The sequence below is a fragment of the Paracoccus sp. PARArs4 genome (assembly GCF_947311865.1).
Lineage (GTDB): Bacteria > Pseudomonadota > Alphaproteobacteria > Rhodobacterales > Rhodobacteraceae > Paracoccus > Paracoccus zeaxanthinifaciens.
In genome coordinates, this window is sequence record NZ_CAMZMW010000004.1 from 67271 (window position 1) to 82385 (window position 15115).

The following is a 15115-nucleotide window of genomic DNA, read 5'->3' on the forward strand; positions in this document are numbered from 1 at the left end:
CACGATGCCCGCCGATCGCCCCCGCATCGGGTTGCGCCCGCCCCGCCTGACACGGCGCGGCAGGGCGCCCCTGCGGAGGCTTCTTCCCGATCTTGGCCTGGGCGCGGTCGCCGCGCTCGGGCTTGCGCCCTTCGGTATCTGGGCCGCGACCCCTGTCGCGCTGGCGATGCTGATCTGGCGCATGGCGCGTGCACGGCCCGCCGCGGGCTTCTGGCACGGCTTTGCCGCGGGCCTCGGATGGTTCGCACTGGCGATGTTCTGGATCGCCGAGCCCTTCCTTGTCGAACCCGAGATCTATGGCTGGATGGCCCCCTTCGCGGTCGTTCTGATGGCTGCGGGGGGCGCCCTGTTCTGGGCCGTTCCCGGCCTGCTGGCCGCGCGGATCGCGGGCGGGTGGCGGGGGCGCGCAATCGGCATCGCCGCCGCGCTTGCGCTGTCGGACTGGCTGCGCGGCTGGATCTTCACGGGCTTTCCCTGGGCGCAGGTCGGGCAGGTCTGGATCGACACGCCCGTCGCGCAGATGGCCGCGCATGTCGGCGCGACAGGCCTGTCCGCGCTGACGCTGCTGATGGCCGCGCTGCCCGTGGCGCTGTGGCGGCCCGGTCGCGCATCCGTCATGTCCGGCGCGATCGCGGCGATCGCGGTGCTGGGCGGCGCATGGGCCGCGGGCCTGTCGCGTCTGGCAGCGCCCCTGCCGCAGGATCGCGACCTGGTTCTGCGCATCGTTCAGCCGAACGCCACGCAGGCGCTGAAATGGGACCCCGAATGGTCACAGGTCTTCTTCGACCGCCTGCTGGACCTGTCCGCCACCCCCGGCAGGCGCGACCTGGTGATCTGGCCGGAAACCGCCGTGAACTTCCTGCTGGAAGACGCGACCCCCGTGCTGCCCGCGATGTCGCAGGCGGCGGGGGCGCCCCTGGTCATGGGCATCCAGCGCCGGGACGGGGCGCGGTGGATGAACAGCCTTGCGGTGATCGGCGATGGCGGCGCGGTCGGGCAGATCTATGACAAGTTCCACCTCGTGCCCTTCGGGGAATACATGCCCTGGGGCGATGCTCTTGCGCGGATCGGGATCACCGCCTTCGCGGCCCAGCACGGCAACGGATATTCCGCAGGCCCCGGCCCGCAGGTGATGGGCATCGACGGCATTCCCGATTTCCAGCCGCTGATCTGCTACGAGGCGATCTTTCCGCAGCATCTGCGCGGATTGCCGGAACGGCCGGGCTGGCTGCTGCAGATCACGAACGACGCGTGGTTCGGCAAGGTCTCGGGGCCGTATCAGCACCTGGCCCAGGCAAGGCTGCGCGCGATCGAGACCGGGCTGCCGCTGGTCAGGTCCGCCAATACCGGCGTCAGCGCGGTGATCGACGCGCGGGGCGGGGTCCGCGACAGCCTGCCCCTGAACGAGGCCGGCGCGATGGACGCGGCCCTGCCCGGCGCCCTGCCCGAAACCACATGGCTGCGCATGGGCAACCTGCCGCTGGTCCTGCTGCTGGTGGCGGTCATCGGAACGACCGCCCTGCGCAGGCGCCGCATCAGTCGCGGATGAAGCGGCTTTCCTTGATCTGATCCCAGGCCCAGACGACCTCGGACAGGCGTTCCTCGTCGGAGCGGTCGCCGCCGTTCATGTCGGGATGCAGGTCCTTGACCAGCGACTTGTACTGCTTGCGGATCTCGGGGCGGGTCCAGGTGTCCTTGGCTTCCAGGATCTCCAGCGCCTTGCGTTCCGTGGGCGGCAGCTTGCGCGCGGCGACCTTGGCGCGGGCCTCGGGGGCGGTGCCGTTCGCGCCTAGGATCTCGTGCGGGTCGCTGATGCCGTGACGCGCCCATTTCTGCTCCTCGGTGGATTTCGAGAAGGGCTTGGTCGGGCGTTCCCAGACGGTCGCGTTGTCGATGAATTCTTGGAACTCTTCCTCGGACTGGCCTTGGAAATAGTTCCAGTTCGCGTTGTATTCGCGGACATGGTCCTTGCAGAACCAGAAATAGTCGTCGAGGTTCCGGGGGTTCTTGGGCGCGCGATACTGGCCGGGCTCGTTGCAGCCCTCCTTCTCGCACATGCGGGTGGAGGTTTCGAACGCCCCCGACATGCCGCGCCGCCCTTTGGTCTTGCGCTTCTTGTCCTTGGCGGCGGAAATGTCGAAACCGAAGGGGTCGTTCTTGCTCATTCTCGGGCACCTCTGCGACTCGGAGGCGGCAGTGTAGGCTTTTTGACGGGACATGAAAGGTCTTGACGGAGGATTAGACGATGATCGCTGACCAGATGCGCGACAGGCTGAAGGCGCTGAACCCCAGCCGGCTGGAAATCATCGACGAGAGCGAGGGCCATCGCGGCCATGCAGGCTTCCGCGAGGGCGGAGAGAGCCATTTCCGCATCCGCATGGCCAGCGCGGAATTCGCGGGCCGGACCCGCATCGCGCAGCACCGCCTGGTCCATGCGACACTGGGCGACATCGTGCCGCGCATTCACGCATTGGCGCTGGAACTGTCCGAAAGCTGACACGTTAGCGCCGTCAGTCTTGTGACTGCCGGGGGTGCCGCCTAAGAAGCGTTGAACCCGCCAGAGGAGAGGATGAGGGACATGACCGCGCCAAAGGATTTCAACGACCGCATGCTGTCCCTGGGCCTCGCCCGCGTCAGCGAGGCCGCGGCCCATGCCTCGGCCCTGCTGATCGGACGCGGCGACGAGAAGGCCGCCGACCAGGCCGCCGTGAACGCCATGCGCGACCAGCTGAACATGCTGGACATCAAGGGCGTCGTCGTCATCGGCGAGGGTGAGCGCGACGAGGCCCCCATGCTGTTCATCGGCGAGGAGGTCGGCACCGGCCAGGGCCCCGAGGTGGACATCGCGCTGGACCCGCTGGAAGGCACCACGCTGACCGCCAAGGACATGCCGAACGCGCTGACCGTGATCGCCATGGCCCCGCGCGGCACGCTGCTGCACGCGCCCGACGTCTATATGGACAAGCTGGCCATCGGGCCGGGCTATCCGGTCGATGTCGTCAGCCTGGACATGAGCCCGGCCGAACGCGTGCGCGCGCTGGCCGCCGCGCGCGGGTGCAAGGAAAGCGACATCACCGTCTGCATCCTGGAACGTCCCCGCCACGAGGACATGATCGCCGAGGTCCGCGAGACCGGCGCCGCGATCCGCCTGATCACCGATGGCGACGTCGCGGGCGTCATCCACTGCGCCGAGGCCGAGCTGACCGGCATCGACATGTACATGGGTTCGGGCGGTGCCCCCGAGGGCGTGCTGGCCGCCGCCGCGCTGAAATGCATGGGCGGGCAGATGTGGGGCCGCCTGCTGTTCCGCAACGATGACGAGAAGGGCCGCGCGCGCAAGGCGGGGATCACCGATCTGGACCGCATCTATGCGCGCGACGACCTTGTGACCGCCGACGTGATCTTCGCGGCGACGGGCGTGACCAACGGCTCGATCGTGGCGGGCGTCAAGCGCGAGCCCGGTTACCTGCAGACCGAGACGATCCTGATGCGTTCCAAGACCGGCTCGGTCCGTCGCATGATCTATCGCAACCCGGTCAAGTAAGGCACCGTGGCCTTTCTGGGGATCGAGGAATCGCTGTCGGGGCGGCGCTGGATCGGGCCCGAGCCCGACCTGGAGCGCCGCGCCGAGGGGCTGGCTCAACGCGCGACGCTGCCCCTGCCCGTCGCGCGGGTGCTGGCCGAACGCGACGTCCCGCCAGAAGAGGCTGCGGGCTTTCTTCAGCCCAAGCTGCGCGACCTGCTGCCCGATCCGCTGACCCTGCGCGACATGGCCCCCGCCGCCGAACGGCTGGTCGAGGCCGCCGTGGCAGGCCAGCGCATCGCGATCTTCGCGGATTACGACGTGGATGGCGGATCCTCGGCCGCGCTGCTGATCGACTGGCTGCACCAGCAGGGCCGTCAGGCCACGCTGTATGTGCCTGACCGCATCGACGAGGGTTACGGCCCGAACGCCCCCGCCATGTCGCAACTGGCGGCGGCGCATGACCTGATCGTCTGCGTCGATTGCGGCACCCTGTCCCATGACGCGCTGGCCGCCGCCAAGGGCTGCGACGTGATGGTGCTGGACCACCACCTGGGCGGCGAGACGCTGCCCCCCGCCATGGCCGTCGTGAACCCCAACCGCGTGGACGAGGACGGCACCCTGGGACATCTCTGTGCCGCGGGCGTCGTGTTCCTGACGCTGGTGCAGGCCGGTCGCGTGCTCCGCAAGCGCGGGCTGCGCGAACCCGACCTCATGTCGCTGATGGACCTGGTGGCGCTGGCGACCGTGGCCGATGTCGCACCGCTGGTCGGCGTGAACCGCGCCTTCGTGCGCCAAGGGCTGGCGGTGATGGCGCGGCGCCAGCGGCCGGGGCTTGTCGCGCTGTCGGACGTGGCGCGGCTGGACGGGCCGCCCGCCGCCTTCCACCTGGGGTTCCTGCTGGGTCCGCGCATCAATGCGGGCGGGCGCGTCGGACGTGCCGATCTGGGCGCGCAATGCCTGTCCACCCGCGATCCCCGCATGGCCGAGGATCTGGCCCGCCAACTGGACGAGCTGAACCGCGACCGCCGCGCGATCGAGGCCGCCGTCCGGACCGAGGCGCTGGCCCAGGTCGAGGCACGCGGCGATGCGCGCCTGTCGTGGGCCGCAGGCGAGGGCTGGCATCCGGGCGTGGTCGGCATCGTCGCCGCCCGCATCAAGGAGGCCACGAACCTGCCATCGGTGGTGATCGGCCTCGAAGGCGGCATCGGCAAGGGCAGCGCGCGTTCCGTCCCCGGCGTCGATCTGGGCCGCGCGATCCAGCGGCTGGAACGCGAAGGGCTGCTGCTGAAGGGCGGCGGCCACGAGATGGCCGCGGGCCTGACCGTGGAACAGGGCAAGATCGCCCCCGCGATGGAGCGCCTGTCCAAGCTGATCGACCACGACCTTGCGACCCGCAGCGGCGTGCGCGACCTGCGCATCTCGGGGCTGCTGGAAACCTCGGGGGCAACCCCCGAGATGTTCCGCATGCTGGAGGATGCCGGACCCTATGGCCAGGCGGCCCCCGCCCCGCGCTTTGCCTTCGCCGACCAGCTGATCGCCAGCGCGGCCACGATGGGCGACCGCCACCTGCGCCTGCAGTTCCGCAGCCCCGGCGGCCCGCCGCTGGACGCGGTCGCGTGGGGCGCGATGGACGGCCCGCTCGGGCCTTCGCTAATCGGGGCCAAGGGCCGCCGCTTCCACCTTGCGGGCAAGCTGGAGCTGTCCACCTGGGGCGGTCGCGAACGCCTGCGCCTGCGCCTGGACGACGCCGCGCCGGTCTGATCGCAACCCCGACGGACCCTCGCGTGTTCTGGTAACCGGGCCGGTGGCCCGCTAACCTTCCGCGCGACGCCAATCCATAGGAGAGTGCGATGAAACTGACCTGGCTCGGACATGCCGGATTCCGCCTGGAAATCGAGAATGCCGTCATCCTGATCGATCCCTGGCTGACGGGGAACCCGACCTTTCCCGAAGCCCGCCGCGACGAGGCCGTGAAGGGCGCGACCCATATCCTGCTGACCCACGGGCATGGCGACCACAGCGGCGACGCGCTGGCGCTGTCGCGCGAACTGGACGCCCCCGTCGTGGGCATCTTCGACTTGATCTCCTATTGGGAAGGCACCGAGGGCATCGCGGGCATCGGCTTCAACAAGGGCGGCACGGTGGATCTGGGCGGGGCCAAGGTGACGATGGTCAACGCCACGCATTCCAGCTCGATCTCGGGGCCGGACGGTCCAATCTATGCCGGCCACGAATCGGGCTACATGATCGCGGGCGAAGGCCACGTGGTCTATGTCTCGGGGGATACGGACATCATGGCCGACATGGACTGGATGGGCGACCTGCACAAACCCGATATCGGGATCCTGTGCACGGGTGGGCATTTCACCATGGACATGGCCCGCGCGGCCTATGCGGCCAGGCGGTATTTCGACTTCAAGACCGTGATTCCCTGCCATTACAAGACCTTCGACGCGCTTGAACAATCCGCGCAGGTGCTGATCGACGGCCTGCCCGGCGTCGATGTGGTCGAACCCCGGATCATGGAGACGATCGAGCTGTGAGCATCCAGAGTTTCGACGACCCCGCCGGCGGCGGCGATCACGCCGCCCGCCTTGCCGATCTCCGCGCTCTGATGAGGCGCGAGGGGCTGGATGCCGTGATGGTGCCCCGCGCGGACGCGCATCAGGGCGAATACGTGGCCGATGCCGATGCGCGGCTTGCTTGGTTGACCGGCTTTACCGGCAGCGCGGGCTTTGCCATCGTGACGGCGGATGCGGCGGGCGTCTTCGTCGATGGCCGCTATCGCGTGCAGGCCCGCAGCCAGCTGGACCTGCACCATTTCACGCCGGTCCCCTGGCCCGAGACCCGCCCCGCCGAATGGCTGCGCGGCACGCTGTCCGGCGGCAGGCTGGGCATCGACCCCTGGCTTCACACCCGGCGGGAGGTCGAGCAGCTGGAGACCGGCCTCGCCGGCAGCGGCATCACCCTGGCCGCGCTGGATGCGAACCCGATCGATGCGATCTGGCCCGACCGTCCCGCGCGACCCGCAGGGGCCGCCCGCATCCATCCCGAGGACCTGGCAGGCGAAAGCGCCGCGCAGAAGCGCGCGCGCCTTGCGGTCGACCTGCGCGCCGCGGGCCATGCCGCCGCGCTGATGACGCTGCCCGATTCCATTTCCTGGCTGCTGAACATCAGGGGCACCGACATTCCCCGCAACCCGGTCGTGCAATCCTTTGCCGTCCTGTCCGACACGGGCGCAGTGTCGCTGTTCGCGGACGCGGCCAAGTTCGACGACGCGCTGCGCGATCACCTGGGCGCGGATGTGACGATCCTGCCGCCGGACGCCCTGCCCGCCGCCCTGACCGACCTGGAAGGCCCGGTGCGGCTGGACCCCGCCTCGGCCCCCGAGGCCGCGTTCCGCATCCTCGAGGCCGCGGGCACCGACATCCAGCGCGGCCCCGATCCGGCGGTCATGCCCAAGGCCCGCAAGAACGCGGCCGAGATGGCGGGCATGCGTGCCGCCCATCGTCGCGACGGGCTGGCGATGGTGCGCCTTCTGTCGTGGCTGGACCGCCAGCCCCCCGAGGACCTGACCGAGATCGACGTGGTCCGCCAGCTCGAGGATCTGCGCCGCGCCGAAGGCATCACCGATGTCAGCTTCGAGACGATCATGGGCGCGGGTCCGAACGGCGCGATCGTGCATTACCGCGTGACCGAAGGATCTAACCGCCGCCTGGCCGACGGAGAGCTGCTGCTGATCGATTCGGGCGGCCAATATCCGGACGGGACCACGGACATCACCCGCACCGTCCCGCTTGGCACGGTCCGCCCCGATGCCGTCGCGCCCTATACCGCGGTCCTGCGCGGCATGATCGCCCTGACGCGGACGCGCTTCCCCAAAGGGGTCGCCGGCGCGCATCTGGATGCCGTCGCGCGGCAGTTCCTGTGGCAGCAGGGTTTGGACTTCGATCACGGAACGGGTCACGGCGTGGGGGCCGCGCTGTGCGTGCACGAGGGCCCGGCGCGTATCAGCCGCGTCAGCGACATCGCGCTGGCTGCGGGCATGATCCTGTCGAACGAGCCCGGCTACTACCGCGAGGGCAGCTTCGGCATCCGGATCGAGAACCTCGTGGCAGTCGTTCAGGCGGATGCCGAACCGGGCCGCGACATGCTGGGCTTCGAGACGCTGACGCTCTGCCCGATCGATATGCGGCTGGTGGATATGGGGGCGCTGTCGCGCGAGGAATGCGACTGGATCGACGCTTATCACGCGGATGTCCGCAAGGCGCTGTCGGACGATCTGGACGCTGCGGATCGCGCCTGGCTGGAACGCGCGACGGCCCCCGTCAGGCGCTAGGGGCCGGGGGGTGCGGGGGGCAGGCAGCCCCCCCCTGCGTCGCGGGACGCAAATTCAAAGGGCCGCGAGGATACGCGCCGCCTCGTCCCGGCAGGGGGTCAGGCCAGACCGTTCCTCGCCCGGGAAGAACCGCGCACGAACCGCCGTGGGCATGGGCGCGGGCGCGTCGACCACCACGCGCGGCCCGATCTTCGAGGTCTCGGCCTGCCAGCTGCGGGCCAGTGCGATCTGCGCGGCCTTGCTGGCGCCATAGGCTCCGAAGAACTTCTGCCCGCCGCGGCTGTCGTCGAAGAACAGGGCCGTCCCCTCATGCGCGCGCAGATGCGGTTCCAGCAGCGCGATCAGCCCGCGCGTCACCTCGACATTGACCAGCATGGACCGCGACCAGTCCTTGCCCTCGATATGGGGCGCGGGCGACATCGGTGCCGCGTGGACCGCCGTATGCGCCCACAGGTCCAGCCCGCCCCAACGGGCGCCGATGGCCTCGGCCATCTGCTGCATCGCCGCGGGTTCCGTCACGTCCATCGGGGCAAGCGTGGCCTGCCCGCCCGCCGCGCGGATGCGGTCGTCCAGCTCCTCCAGCGCGCCGGTGGTGCGGGCCACGGCCAGCACGTGATACCCCTTCGCCGCCAGCCCTTCGGCCAATGCGGCACCCAGACCGCGCGATGCGCCGGTCACCAGCGCCAGCTTGGGCGCGCCCTGTCTGTTCTTCTCGCTCATGCGTCGTTCCTTATGCGGCGGCGGCGGCCCCGCGCAAGCCTCCATGAAAAAGGGGGCCGCGACGGCCCCCTTCCAGCATGTTCGTGCTGCCGATCAGCGCGCCGACAGATCGACGTAGTCGCGCTTGTCCGCGCCGACATACAGCTGACGCGGGCGACCGATCTTGTTCTGCGGATCGCCGATCATTTCCTTCCACTGCGCGATCCAGCCGACGGTGCGCGACAGCGCGAAGATCGGCGTGAACATCGAGGTGGGGAAGCCCATCGCCGACAGGATGATCCCCGAGTAGAAGTCGACGTTCGGATACAGCTTCTTCGAAACGAAGTACTCGTCCTCCAGCGCGATCTTCTCCAGCTCCTTGGCGACCTGAAGCGCGGGGTTGTTCTTCACGCCCAGCAGGTCCAGCACCTCGTCGGCCGATTCCTTCATGACCTTCGCACGCGGGTCGAAGTTCTTGTAGACGCGGTGACCGAAGCCCATCAGGCGGAACGGATCCTCCTTGTCCTTCGCGCGGGCGATGAACTCGGGGATGCGGTCGACGCTGCCGATCTCGTTCAGCATCTCCAGGCAGGCCTGGTTGGCGCCGCCATGCGCGGGGCCCCACAGGCAGGCGATGCCGGCCGCGATGCAGGCGAAGGGGTTGGCCCCCGACGAGCCCGCCAGACGCACGGTCGAGGTCGAGGCGTTCTGCTCGTGATCGGCATGCAGCGTGAAGATGCGGTCCATGGCGCGGGCCAGGGCCGGATCGACATTGTATTTCTCGGCCGGAACCGAGAAGCACATGTTCAGGAAGTTCGACGCATAGTCCAGCTCGTTGCTGGGATACACGAAGGGCTGCCCGATCGAGTACTTGTAGGCCATCGCCGCGATGGTCGGCAGCTTGGCGATCAGGCGGATCGAGGCGACCTCGCGCTGCCACGGATCGCTGATATCGGTCGAATCGTGATAGAATGCCGACATCGCACCCACGACACCCACCATGGTCGCCATCGGATGGGCGTCCCGGCGGAAACCGCGGAAGAAGTTGTGCATCTGCTCGTGGACCATCGTGTGACGGGTCACGCGGCTTTCGAAATCGGCCATCTGCTCGGCGCTCGGCAGTTCACCGTACAGAAGCAGGTAGCAGACCTCGAGATAGTTCGACTTGGCCGCCAGCTGCTCGATCGGATAGCCGCGATACCACAGTTCACCCTTGTCGCCGTCGATGAAGGTGATCGAGGAATCGCAGCTTGCGGTCGAGGTGAAGCCGGGGTCGTAGGTGAAGACGTCCGACTGCCCATAGAGCTTGCGGATGTCCAGAACGTCGGGCCCTTGCGTCGGGCTGAGGATGGGCAGCTCGTATTCGGCGTTGTTGAGTAGCAGTTTGGCGTTCCTGTCGGCCATCCTGTCTTCCTTTCCGGCTGTGCCCGGCCGGCGTCCAGTCACACGGGGCGCCGCCGCAGCATGTGAAGGCAGGCCTCAGCCTGCCGAATTCGTCTGATCCTGAAGCCGGGCCAGCGTTTCGTCGCGGCCAAGCGCAGTCATCATGTCGAACACACTGGGGGTGGAACTCGTGCCTGCCAGAGCAGCCCGAAGCGGACCCGCGATCTTGCCCAGACCGACGCCGTTCTCTTCCGCGATCCGCTTGGCTTCCCCCTCCAGCACGTCACGCGACCAGCTAGCATTCTGCAGTGCGGCAGTCAATGATTCCAGCATACCACGGGATACCGTATCCAGCTGCTTGGCCGCCTTCTCGTCCACCTGGACGGGGCGTTCGATCAGCGCGAAACGGGCCTGATCGACCAGCGCAGGCAGGGTTTTCGCCTTGTCCTTCAGCGTCGCCATGGCGGGCATGATCCAGCCCTGCTGACGTTCCGTCAGGGGGGCTGCGCCGGTCTCGGCCAGGTAATCCTGAAGCGCGGCCATCACCGCCTCGTCGGACATGGTGCCGATATGGTGGCCGCTGACATGCTCCAGCTTCTTGAAGTCCAGCCGTGCCGGGGCGCGCCCGATGCCACCCAGATCGAACCATTCGCGCGCCTGCGCGTCGTCGAACAGCTCGTCGTCGCCGTGACTCCAGCCCAGCCGCGCCAGGTAGTTCCGCATCGCCGCGGGCGGATAGCCGAGCGCCGCGAATTCGTGCAGGCCCACCGCGCCGTGGCGCTTGGACAGCTTCTTGCCGTCCTCGCCGTGGATCAGCGGGATATGGGCGAAGACGGGGCGGTCCCAGCCCATCGCGTCATAGATCTGCACCTGCCGCGCGGTGTTCGTCAGGTGGTCGTCGCCGCGGATCACATGGGTCACGCCCATGTCGTGATCGTCCACCACCACGGCCAGCATGTAGGTGGGCGTGCCGTCGCTGCGCAGCAGGACCATGTCGTCCAGCTGGTCGTTCGCCACGCGGACCTGCCCCTGCACCTGATCGTCGATGACCGTCTCGCGGTCGCGGGGGGCCTTCAGGCGGATCGCGAAGGGCGCGTCCGGCAGGTCGGTCGCGTCGCGCCAGGGGCTGATGAAGGGCTGGCGGGGGTTCGCCTCGCGCCATGCCGCGATCTCGTCCGTGGTCGAGAAGCACTTGTAGGCCGCGCCCTTGTCCAGCATCTCTCGGGCGATTTCGGCGTGGCGGTCCTTGCGTTCGAACTGGCTGACCGGATCGCCGTCCCAGTCCAGCCCCAGCCATTCCAGTCCCTTGAGGATCGCGGCGGTCGCCTCGGGGGTCGAGCGGGCGCGGTCCGTATCCTCGATCCGCAGCAGGAAGCGCCCCCCGCGGCCACGGGCGAACAGCCAGTTGAACAGCGCGGTGCGCGCACCCCCGATATGCAGATAGCCGGTCGGCGAGGGGGCGAAGCGGGTGACGACGGGTGCGGTCTCGGTCATGGGGGCCTTCGGAAGATGCTGGGTCCGGCGGGGCGGCATTAACCCTTTGGTAAGACCGTCCTGCCATGCTTGGTGCGATTGATAGTCAACGGGCGGCGAAAGGACAAGGATGTTGCCCCAACAGGCGCCCGCCAGGCCGCCGCGCATGGCCGCAGCCATCCGCGCGGGGCTGTTCCCATGGGTGCCGGTCTGCCTGTCCGTGGGGATCGCGCTGTGGTTCACCGCGCCGCACCTGCCCGATGCGCGCGAATGGACGATGCTGGCCGTCCTCTGCGCCGCTATGCTGGCCATCCCGCGCATCGCCATGCGCCGGGCCGAGGCCGGTCGCATCGGCTGGGGCCTGGCCGACATCCTGTGGCTGGCGGCCACTGCCATCCTGCTGGCCGGGATCGGCTGGGGGCTGGCCGGGTTCCGCGCGGCGCAGGTCGCCGCGCCCGTGCTGGAATGGCGATACTACGGCCCGATCGAGGGGCGCGTCGTCGCTATCGACCGTTCGGGGCGGGACCGGATGCGCCTGACGCTGGACCGGGTCCGGCTGCGCGATCTGGCCCCGCATCGGACGCCCGACCGGCTGCGCCTGTCGCTGATGGGGGATCACCCCCTGCCCGATCTGGGCCAGCGGGTGATGACCACGGGCCATCTGGGTCCGCCGCCGGGACCGGCCTCTCCCGGCAGTTTCGATTTCCGCCTGCATGCCTTCTTCGAGAGGCTGGGCGCCGTCGGCTATGTCCGCGGCCCCGTCCTTGCGACCGATCCGCCCGAGGGCGGGCTGTGGTGGGCGCACCGCGCGCGCATGTCGGTCAGCCGCGCGATCCGCGACCGCATCGGCGGGCAGGAGGGCGCGGTCGCCGCCGCCCTGATGACGGGCGACCGGTCCGGCATCTCGAACGCCACGAACGAGGTGATGCGGGCATCGAACCTCTATCACATCATCTCGATCTCGGGGCTGCACATGGGGATGCTGGCGGGCTTCGTCTATGGCGCGGCGCGGCTGGTGCTGGTGGCGGTGCAGGCCACGGGGCGCGGGCTGGGACGCCCGCTGCACAAGATCGCCGCCGGGATCGCGCTGGCGGCGGCGGCGGGATACCTGTGGCTGTCGGGCGGCGGGGTGGCGACGGAACGCGCCTTCGTCATGGTGGCCGTGATGCTGACCGCGATCATCGCGGACCGGCGCGCGATCTCGTTGCGAACGGTCGCGCTGGCCGCGACGATCATCCTGATCGCAACCCCCGAGGCGCTGACCGGCGCGGGCTTCCAGATGAGCTTTGCCGCCACCATCGCGCTGATCCTGACCTTCGGGCCCTGGCAGCGCATGGCCCATCGCGTCCCCGGCTGGGCGCGGCCCGTGGCGATGCTGGTCCTGTCCTCGGACGTGGCGGGGCTTGCGACCTCGCCCATCGCGGCGGCGCATTTCAACCGCATGGCGCAATACGGGCTGCTGGCGAACCTTGCCGCCGTGCCGGTCATGGGCAGCCTGGTGATGCCCGCGGGCGTCATCGGGGCCGTCCTGGCCCCCCTGGGGCTGGAGGCGCCGGCCCTGTGGGTCATGGGGATCGGCACCGCCTGGATGCTGAGGGTCGCGGAATTCGTGGCGGGCCTCGATGGCGCGGTCACCATGCTGCGCCTGCCGCCGGGATCGGTCGTGCCGCTGATGGGCTATGGCGCGGTGCTGGCGATCCTGTGCTGGCGGCAGCGCCTGCGCGGCTGGCACCTGGCGGGCTGCGCGGCGGGCATGGGGGCGCTGGTCTCGGCCTTCGCGATCTGGACCGCCAGCGCGCGCCCCGACCTGCTGATCGCCCCCGAGGGCGAGGCCGCGGGCCTGATGACGCCCGCGGGGCGCGCGGTCTCCAAGCCCTCGGGCGGGGGGTTCGTCATCGGCACCTGGCTGCAGGAGGATGCGGATGACGCGACGCAGGAAACCGCCGCCGCCCGTCCGGGCTGGAGCGGCGAGCGCAATGCCCGCATGGCCGAGCTGCCCCATGGCTGGCGGATCTGGCACATGACCGGCAAGGGCGCGGCGGATCGGGCGCGGGCGGCCTGCGGCCCCGACACCATCGTCGTGGCGGACGAGGCCGTCGATCTGGCCGACCCGGCCTGCCTGCTGCTGGATTTGCGCCACCTGCGCCGGACGGGGGCGGTGGCGATCACCCTGACGGAACAGGGGCCGGGAACGACCCCGACCCCTGCCCTGTCCCTGACGTCGCGCTGACGGGTCAGGCCACTTCGGCGAAGACCTTGCCCAGGGCCTTGTCCAGTTTCTCGAACATCTCGTCCATCTGCGCCTCGGTCAGCACGAAGGGCGGGCACAGCACGATCGACTGGCCCAGAGGGCGACAGATCAGGCCCATGTCGGTGCAGGTATTGGCGATGCGCTCGCTGACCGACAGATGCCCGTCGAAGGGGGTCTTGGTCGCCTTGTCCTTGACCGCCTCCAGCGCCCACATGAAGCCGACGCCGCGATATTCGCCGATATTGGGGTTCTTGGCGATCTGGCGCAGGCCGTCCTCGAAGCGGGGGGCCAGATCGACCACGTTCTGCGCCAGCCCCTCGTTCATGACGACATCGATGGCCTTCAGCGCGATGGCGCAGCCGACGGGGTGGCCGGACGCGGTGAAGCCGTGGGGAAATTCCTCGATCTTCTCGACGGCGCCCTGCACGCGATCGGCCAGTTCCGGACCCAGGATCACGGCACCCATCGGGAAATAGCCCGCCGTCAGGTTCTTCGAGCTGATGATCGCGTCCGGCACGAAATCATAGGTCTGGCTGCCCCAGGTATTGCCCGTGCGCCCGAACCCGCAGATGACCTCGTCGGCGATGACGGGGATGCCGTATTTGCGCAGGATCGGCATGATCGCCTGGAAATACCCGTCGGACGGCGGAATGACCCCGCCCGCGCCCATGACCGGTTCCGCGAAGAAGCCGGCGATGGTCTCGGCCCCCTCGCGCTGGATCGTCTCTTCCAGTTCGCGTGCCATGCGGGCGGTGAACTGGGCCTCGGTCTCGCCCTCCTGGCCGAAGCGCCAGTAATGCGGGCAGCCCAGATGGATGAAGCCGTCCAGCGGCAGGCCGAACACCTCGTTATAGGGCTTGCCGGTCATGCTGGCCGACACGACCGTCACGCCGTGATAGGCGTTCCAGCGCGTCAGGATCTTGCGCTTCTGCGGGTTGCCTTCGGATGCGTGCATGAACCACAGCATCTTGACCATGGTGTCGTTCGCCTCGGACCCCGAATTGGTATAGAAGACGCGGCCGCGATCGAAGGGCGACACCTCGACCAGCTTCTCGGACAGCATGACGGTCTGGTCCGACATCCTCCCGAAGAAGGCGTGATAGCCCGGAAAGCGGTCGTATTGCGTCTTGGCGGCCTCGGCCAGGCCCTTGTGGTCGAAGCCCGCGACCATGTTCCACAGGCCCGAATTCGCATCGAGGTAACGGTTGCCGTTCACGTCGACGACATAGGGCCCCTCGCCATGGGTAAGCACCACCGCGCCGCGCTTGTGCACGCTCGGCAGGTCGGTGAAGCCATAGAGAGAGAATTCGTCGGCGCGCGCTTCCCAGCTTTGCGGGGTGTTCATCTTGCAGCTCCTCACAAGGGTCTTGGCAGCACGCTAGCCCCGCCCGATGCGGCGTTCAATGGGGCGCGATGCAAGTGCCTTGTGCACAAAGTGCAATTT

The 15115-nt window shown here is 68.9% G+C and carries 12 protein-coding genes; 7 read left to right on the forward strand and 5 right to left on the reverse strand.

Annotated features, from left to right (window positions below; all coding sequences use genetic code 11):
* Positions 1 to 4 precede the first annotated feature (4 nt).
* Complete coding sequence (gene lnt / locus QMZ16_RS04360; RefSeq protein WP_282602284.1) at positions 5 to 1549, forward strand: apolipoprotein N-acyltransferase; 1545 nt, start codon at positions 5 to 7, stop codon at positions 1547 to 1549.
* Here the strand turns inward: lnt and QMZ16_RS04365 are convergent.
* Positions 1536 to 2165, reverse strand: a complete 630-nt coding sequence (locus QMZ16_RS04365) for a J domain-containing protein (RefSeq protein WP_022707190.1) — start codon at positions 2163 to 2165, stop codon at positions 1536 to 1538. The two genes, lnt and QMZ16_RS04365, sit on opposite strands and share 14 nt — an antisense overlap.
* Positions 2166 to 2245: 80 nt before the next feature.
* On the opposite strand from QMZ16_RS04365, the gene QMZ16_RS04370 reads away from it, so the two are divergent.
* The 5 genes from QMZ16_RS04370 to QMZ16_RS04390 all read left to right on the forward strand — a co-directional run bounded on the left by QMZ16_RS04370 (position 2246) and on the right by QMZ16_RS04390 (position 7865).
* Positions 2246 to 2497, forward strand: a complete 252-nt coding sequence (locus QMZ16_RS04370) for a BolA family protein (RefSeq protein WP_022707191.1) — start codon at positions 2246 to 2248, stop codon at positions 2495 to 2497.
* An 81-nt stretch (positions 2498 to 2578) separates the two neighbouring features.
* Complete coding sequence (gene glpX / locus QMZ16_RS04375; protein WP_022707192.1) at positions 2579 to 3544, forward strand: class II fructose-bisphosphatase; 966 nt, start codon at positions 2579 to 2581, stop codon at positions 3542 to 3544.
* Positions 3545 to 3550: 6 nt separating this feature from the next.
* Positions 3551 to 5287 carry a single-stranded-DNA-specific exonuclease RecJ gene (gene recJ / locus QMZ16_RS04380; RefSeq protein WP_282602285.1) on the forward strand — a complete coding sequence of 579 codons (1737 nt, stop codon included), beginning with the start codon at positions 3551 to 3553 and terminating at the stop codon, positions 5285 to 5287.
* Positions 5288 to 5376: 89 nt separating this feature from the next.
* The gene (locus QMZ16_RS04385; RefSeq protein WP_282602286.1) at positions 5377 to 6069 is read left to right on the forward strand and encodes a metal-dependent hydrolase; all 693 of its coding nucleotides are present in this window, start codon (positions 5377 to 5379) and stop codon (positions 6067 to 6069) included.
* A complete protein-coding gene (locus QMZ16_RS04390) occupies positions 6066 to 7865 on the forward strand; it encodes an aminopeptidase P family protein (RefSeq protein WP_282602287.1) in 1800 nt (599 codons plus the stop codon). The genes QMZ16_RS04385 and QMZ16_RS04390 overlap by 4 nt, the downstream gene beginning before the upstream one ends.
* Positions 7866 to 7919: 54 nt before the next feature.
* Here the strand turns inward: QMZ16_RS04390 and QMZ16_RS04395 are convergent, their stop codons facing one another.
* The 3 genes from QMZ16_RS04395 to gltX form a co-directional block, all read right to left on the reverse strand.
* Complete coding sequence (locus tag QMZ16_RS04395; protein ID WP_022707196.1) at positions 7920 to 8585, reverse strand: SDR family NAD(P)-dependent oxidoreductase; 666 nt, start codon at positions 8583 to 8585, stop codon at positions 7920 to 7922.
* A 93-nt stretch (positions 8586 to 8678) separates the two neighbouring features.
* Entirely contained in the window at positions 8679 to 9968 is a 1290-nt protein-coding gene (gene gltA / locus QMZ16_RS04400; protein ID WP_022707197.1) for a citrate synthase, read from the reverse strand.
* Positions 9969 to 10043: 75 nt separating this feature from the next.
* Entirely contained in the window at positions 10044 to 11441 is a 1398-nt protein-coding gene (gene gltX / locus QMZ16_RS04405) for a glutamate--tRNA ligase (protein ID WP_282602288.1), read from the reverse strand.
* Between the two features lie 145 nt (positions 11442 to 11586).
* Here gltX and QMZ16_RS04410 point away from each other — a divergent pair, with 145 nt between their 5' ends.
* Positions 11587 to 13650, forward strand: a complete 2064-nt coding sequence (locus tag QMZ16_RS04410; protein ID WP_282602289.1) for a ComEC/Rec2 family competence protein — start codon at positions 11587 to 11589, stop codon at positions 13648 to 13650.
* A gap of 4 nt (positions 13651 to 13654) precedes the next feature.
* Here QMZ16_RS04410 and QMZ16_RS04415 read toward each other — a convergent pair whose 3' ends face one another.
* Complete coding sequence (locus QMZ16_RS04415) at positions 13655 to 15016, reverse strand: aminotransferase (protein ID WP_282602290.1); 1362 nt, start codon at positions 15014 to 15016, stop codon at positions 13655 to 13657.
* Positions 15017 to 15115 lie beyond the last annotated feature (99 nt).

Coding starts and splice junctions, on each gene's coding strand:
- lnt (WP_282602284.1), top strand. CDS start 5: ATGCCCGCCGATCGCCCCCGCATCGGGTTGCGCCCGCCCCGCCTGACA.
- QMZ16_RS04365 (WP_022707190.1), bottom strand. CDS start 2,165: ATGAGCAAGAACGACCCCTTCGGTTTCGACATTTCCGCCGCCAAGGAC.
- QMZ16_RS04370 (WP_022707191.1), top strand. CDS start 2,246: ATGATCGCTGACCAGATGCGCGACAGGCTGAAGGCGCTGAACCCCAGC.
- glpX (WP_022707192.1), top strand. CDS start 2,579: ATGACCGCGCCAAAGGATTTCAACGACCGCATGCTGTCCCTGGGCCTC.
- QMZ16_RS04385 (WP_282602286.1), top strand. CDS start 5,377: ATGAAACTGACCTGGCTCGGACATGCCGGATTCCGCCTGGAAATCGAG.
- QMZ16_RS04395 (WP_022707196.1), bottom strand. CDS start 8,585: ATGAGCGAGAAGAACAGACAGGGCGCGCCCAAGCTGGCGCTGGTGACC.
- gltA (WP_022707197.1), bottom strand. CDS start 9,968: ATGGCCGACAGGAACGCCAAACTGCTACTCAACAACGCCGAATACGAG.
- gltX (WP_282602288.1), bottom strand. CDS start 11,441: ATGACCGAGACCGCACCCGTCGTCACCCGCTTCGCCCCCTCGCCGACC.
- QMZ16_RS04410 (WP_282602289.1), top strand. CDS start 11,587: ATGGCCGCAGCCATCCGCGCGGGGCTGTTCCCATGGGTGCCGGTCTGC.
- QMZ16_RS04415 (WP_282602290.1), bottom strand. CDS start 15,016: ATGAACACCCCGCAAAGCTGGGAAGCGCGCGCCGACGAATTCTCTCTC.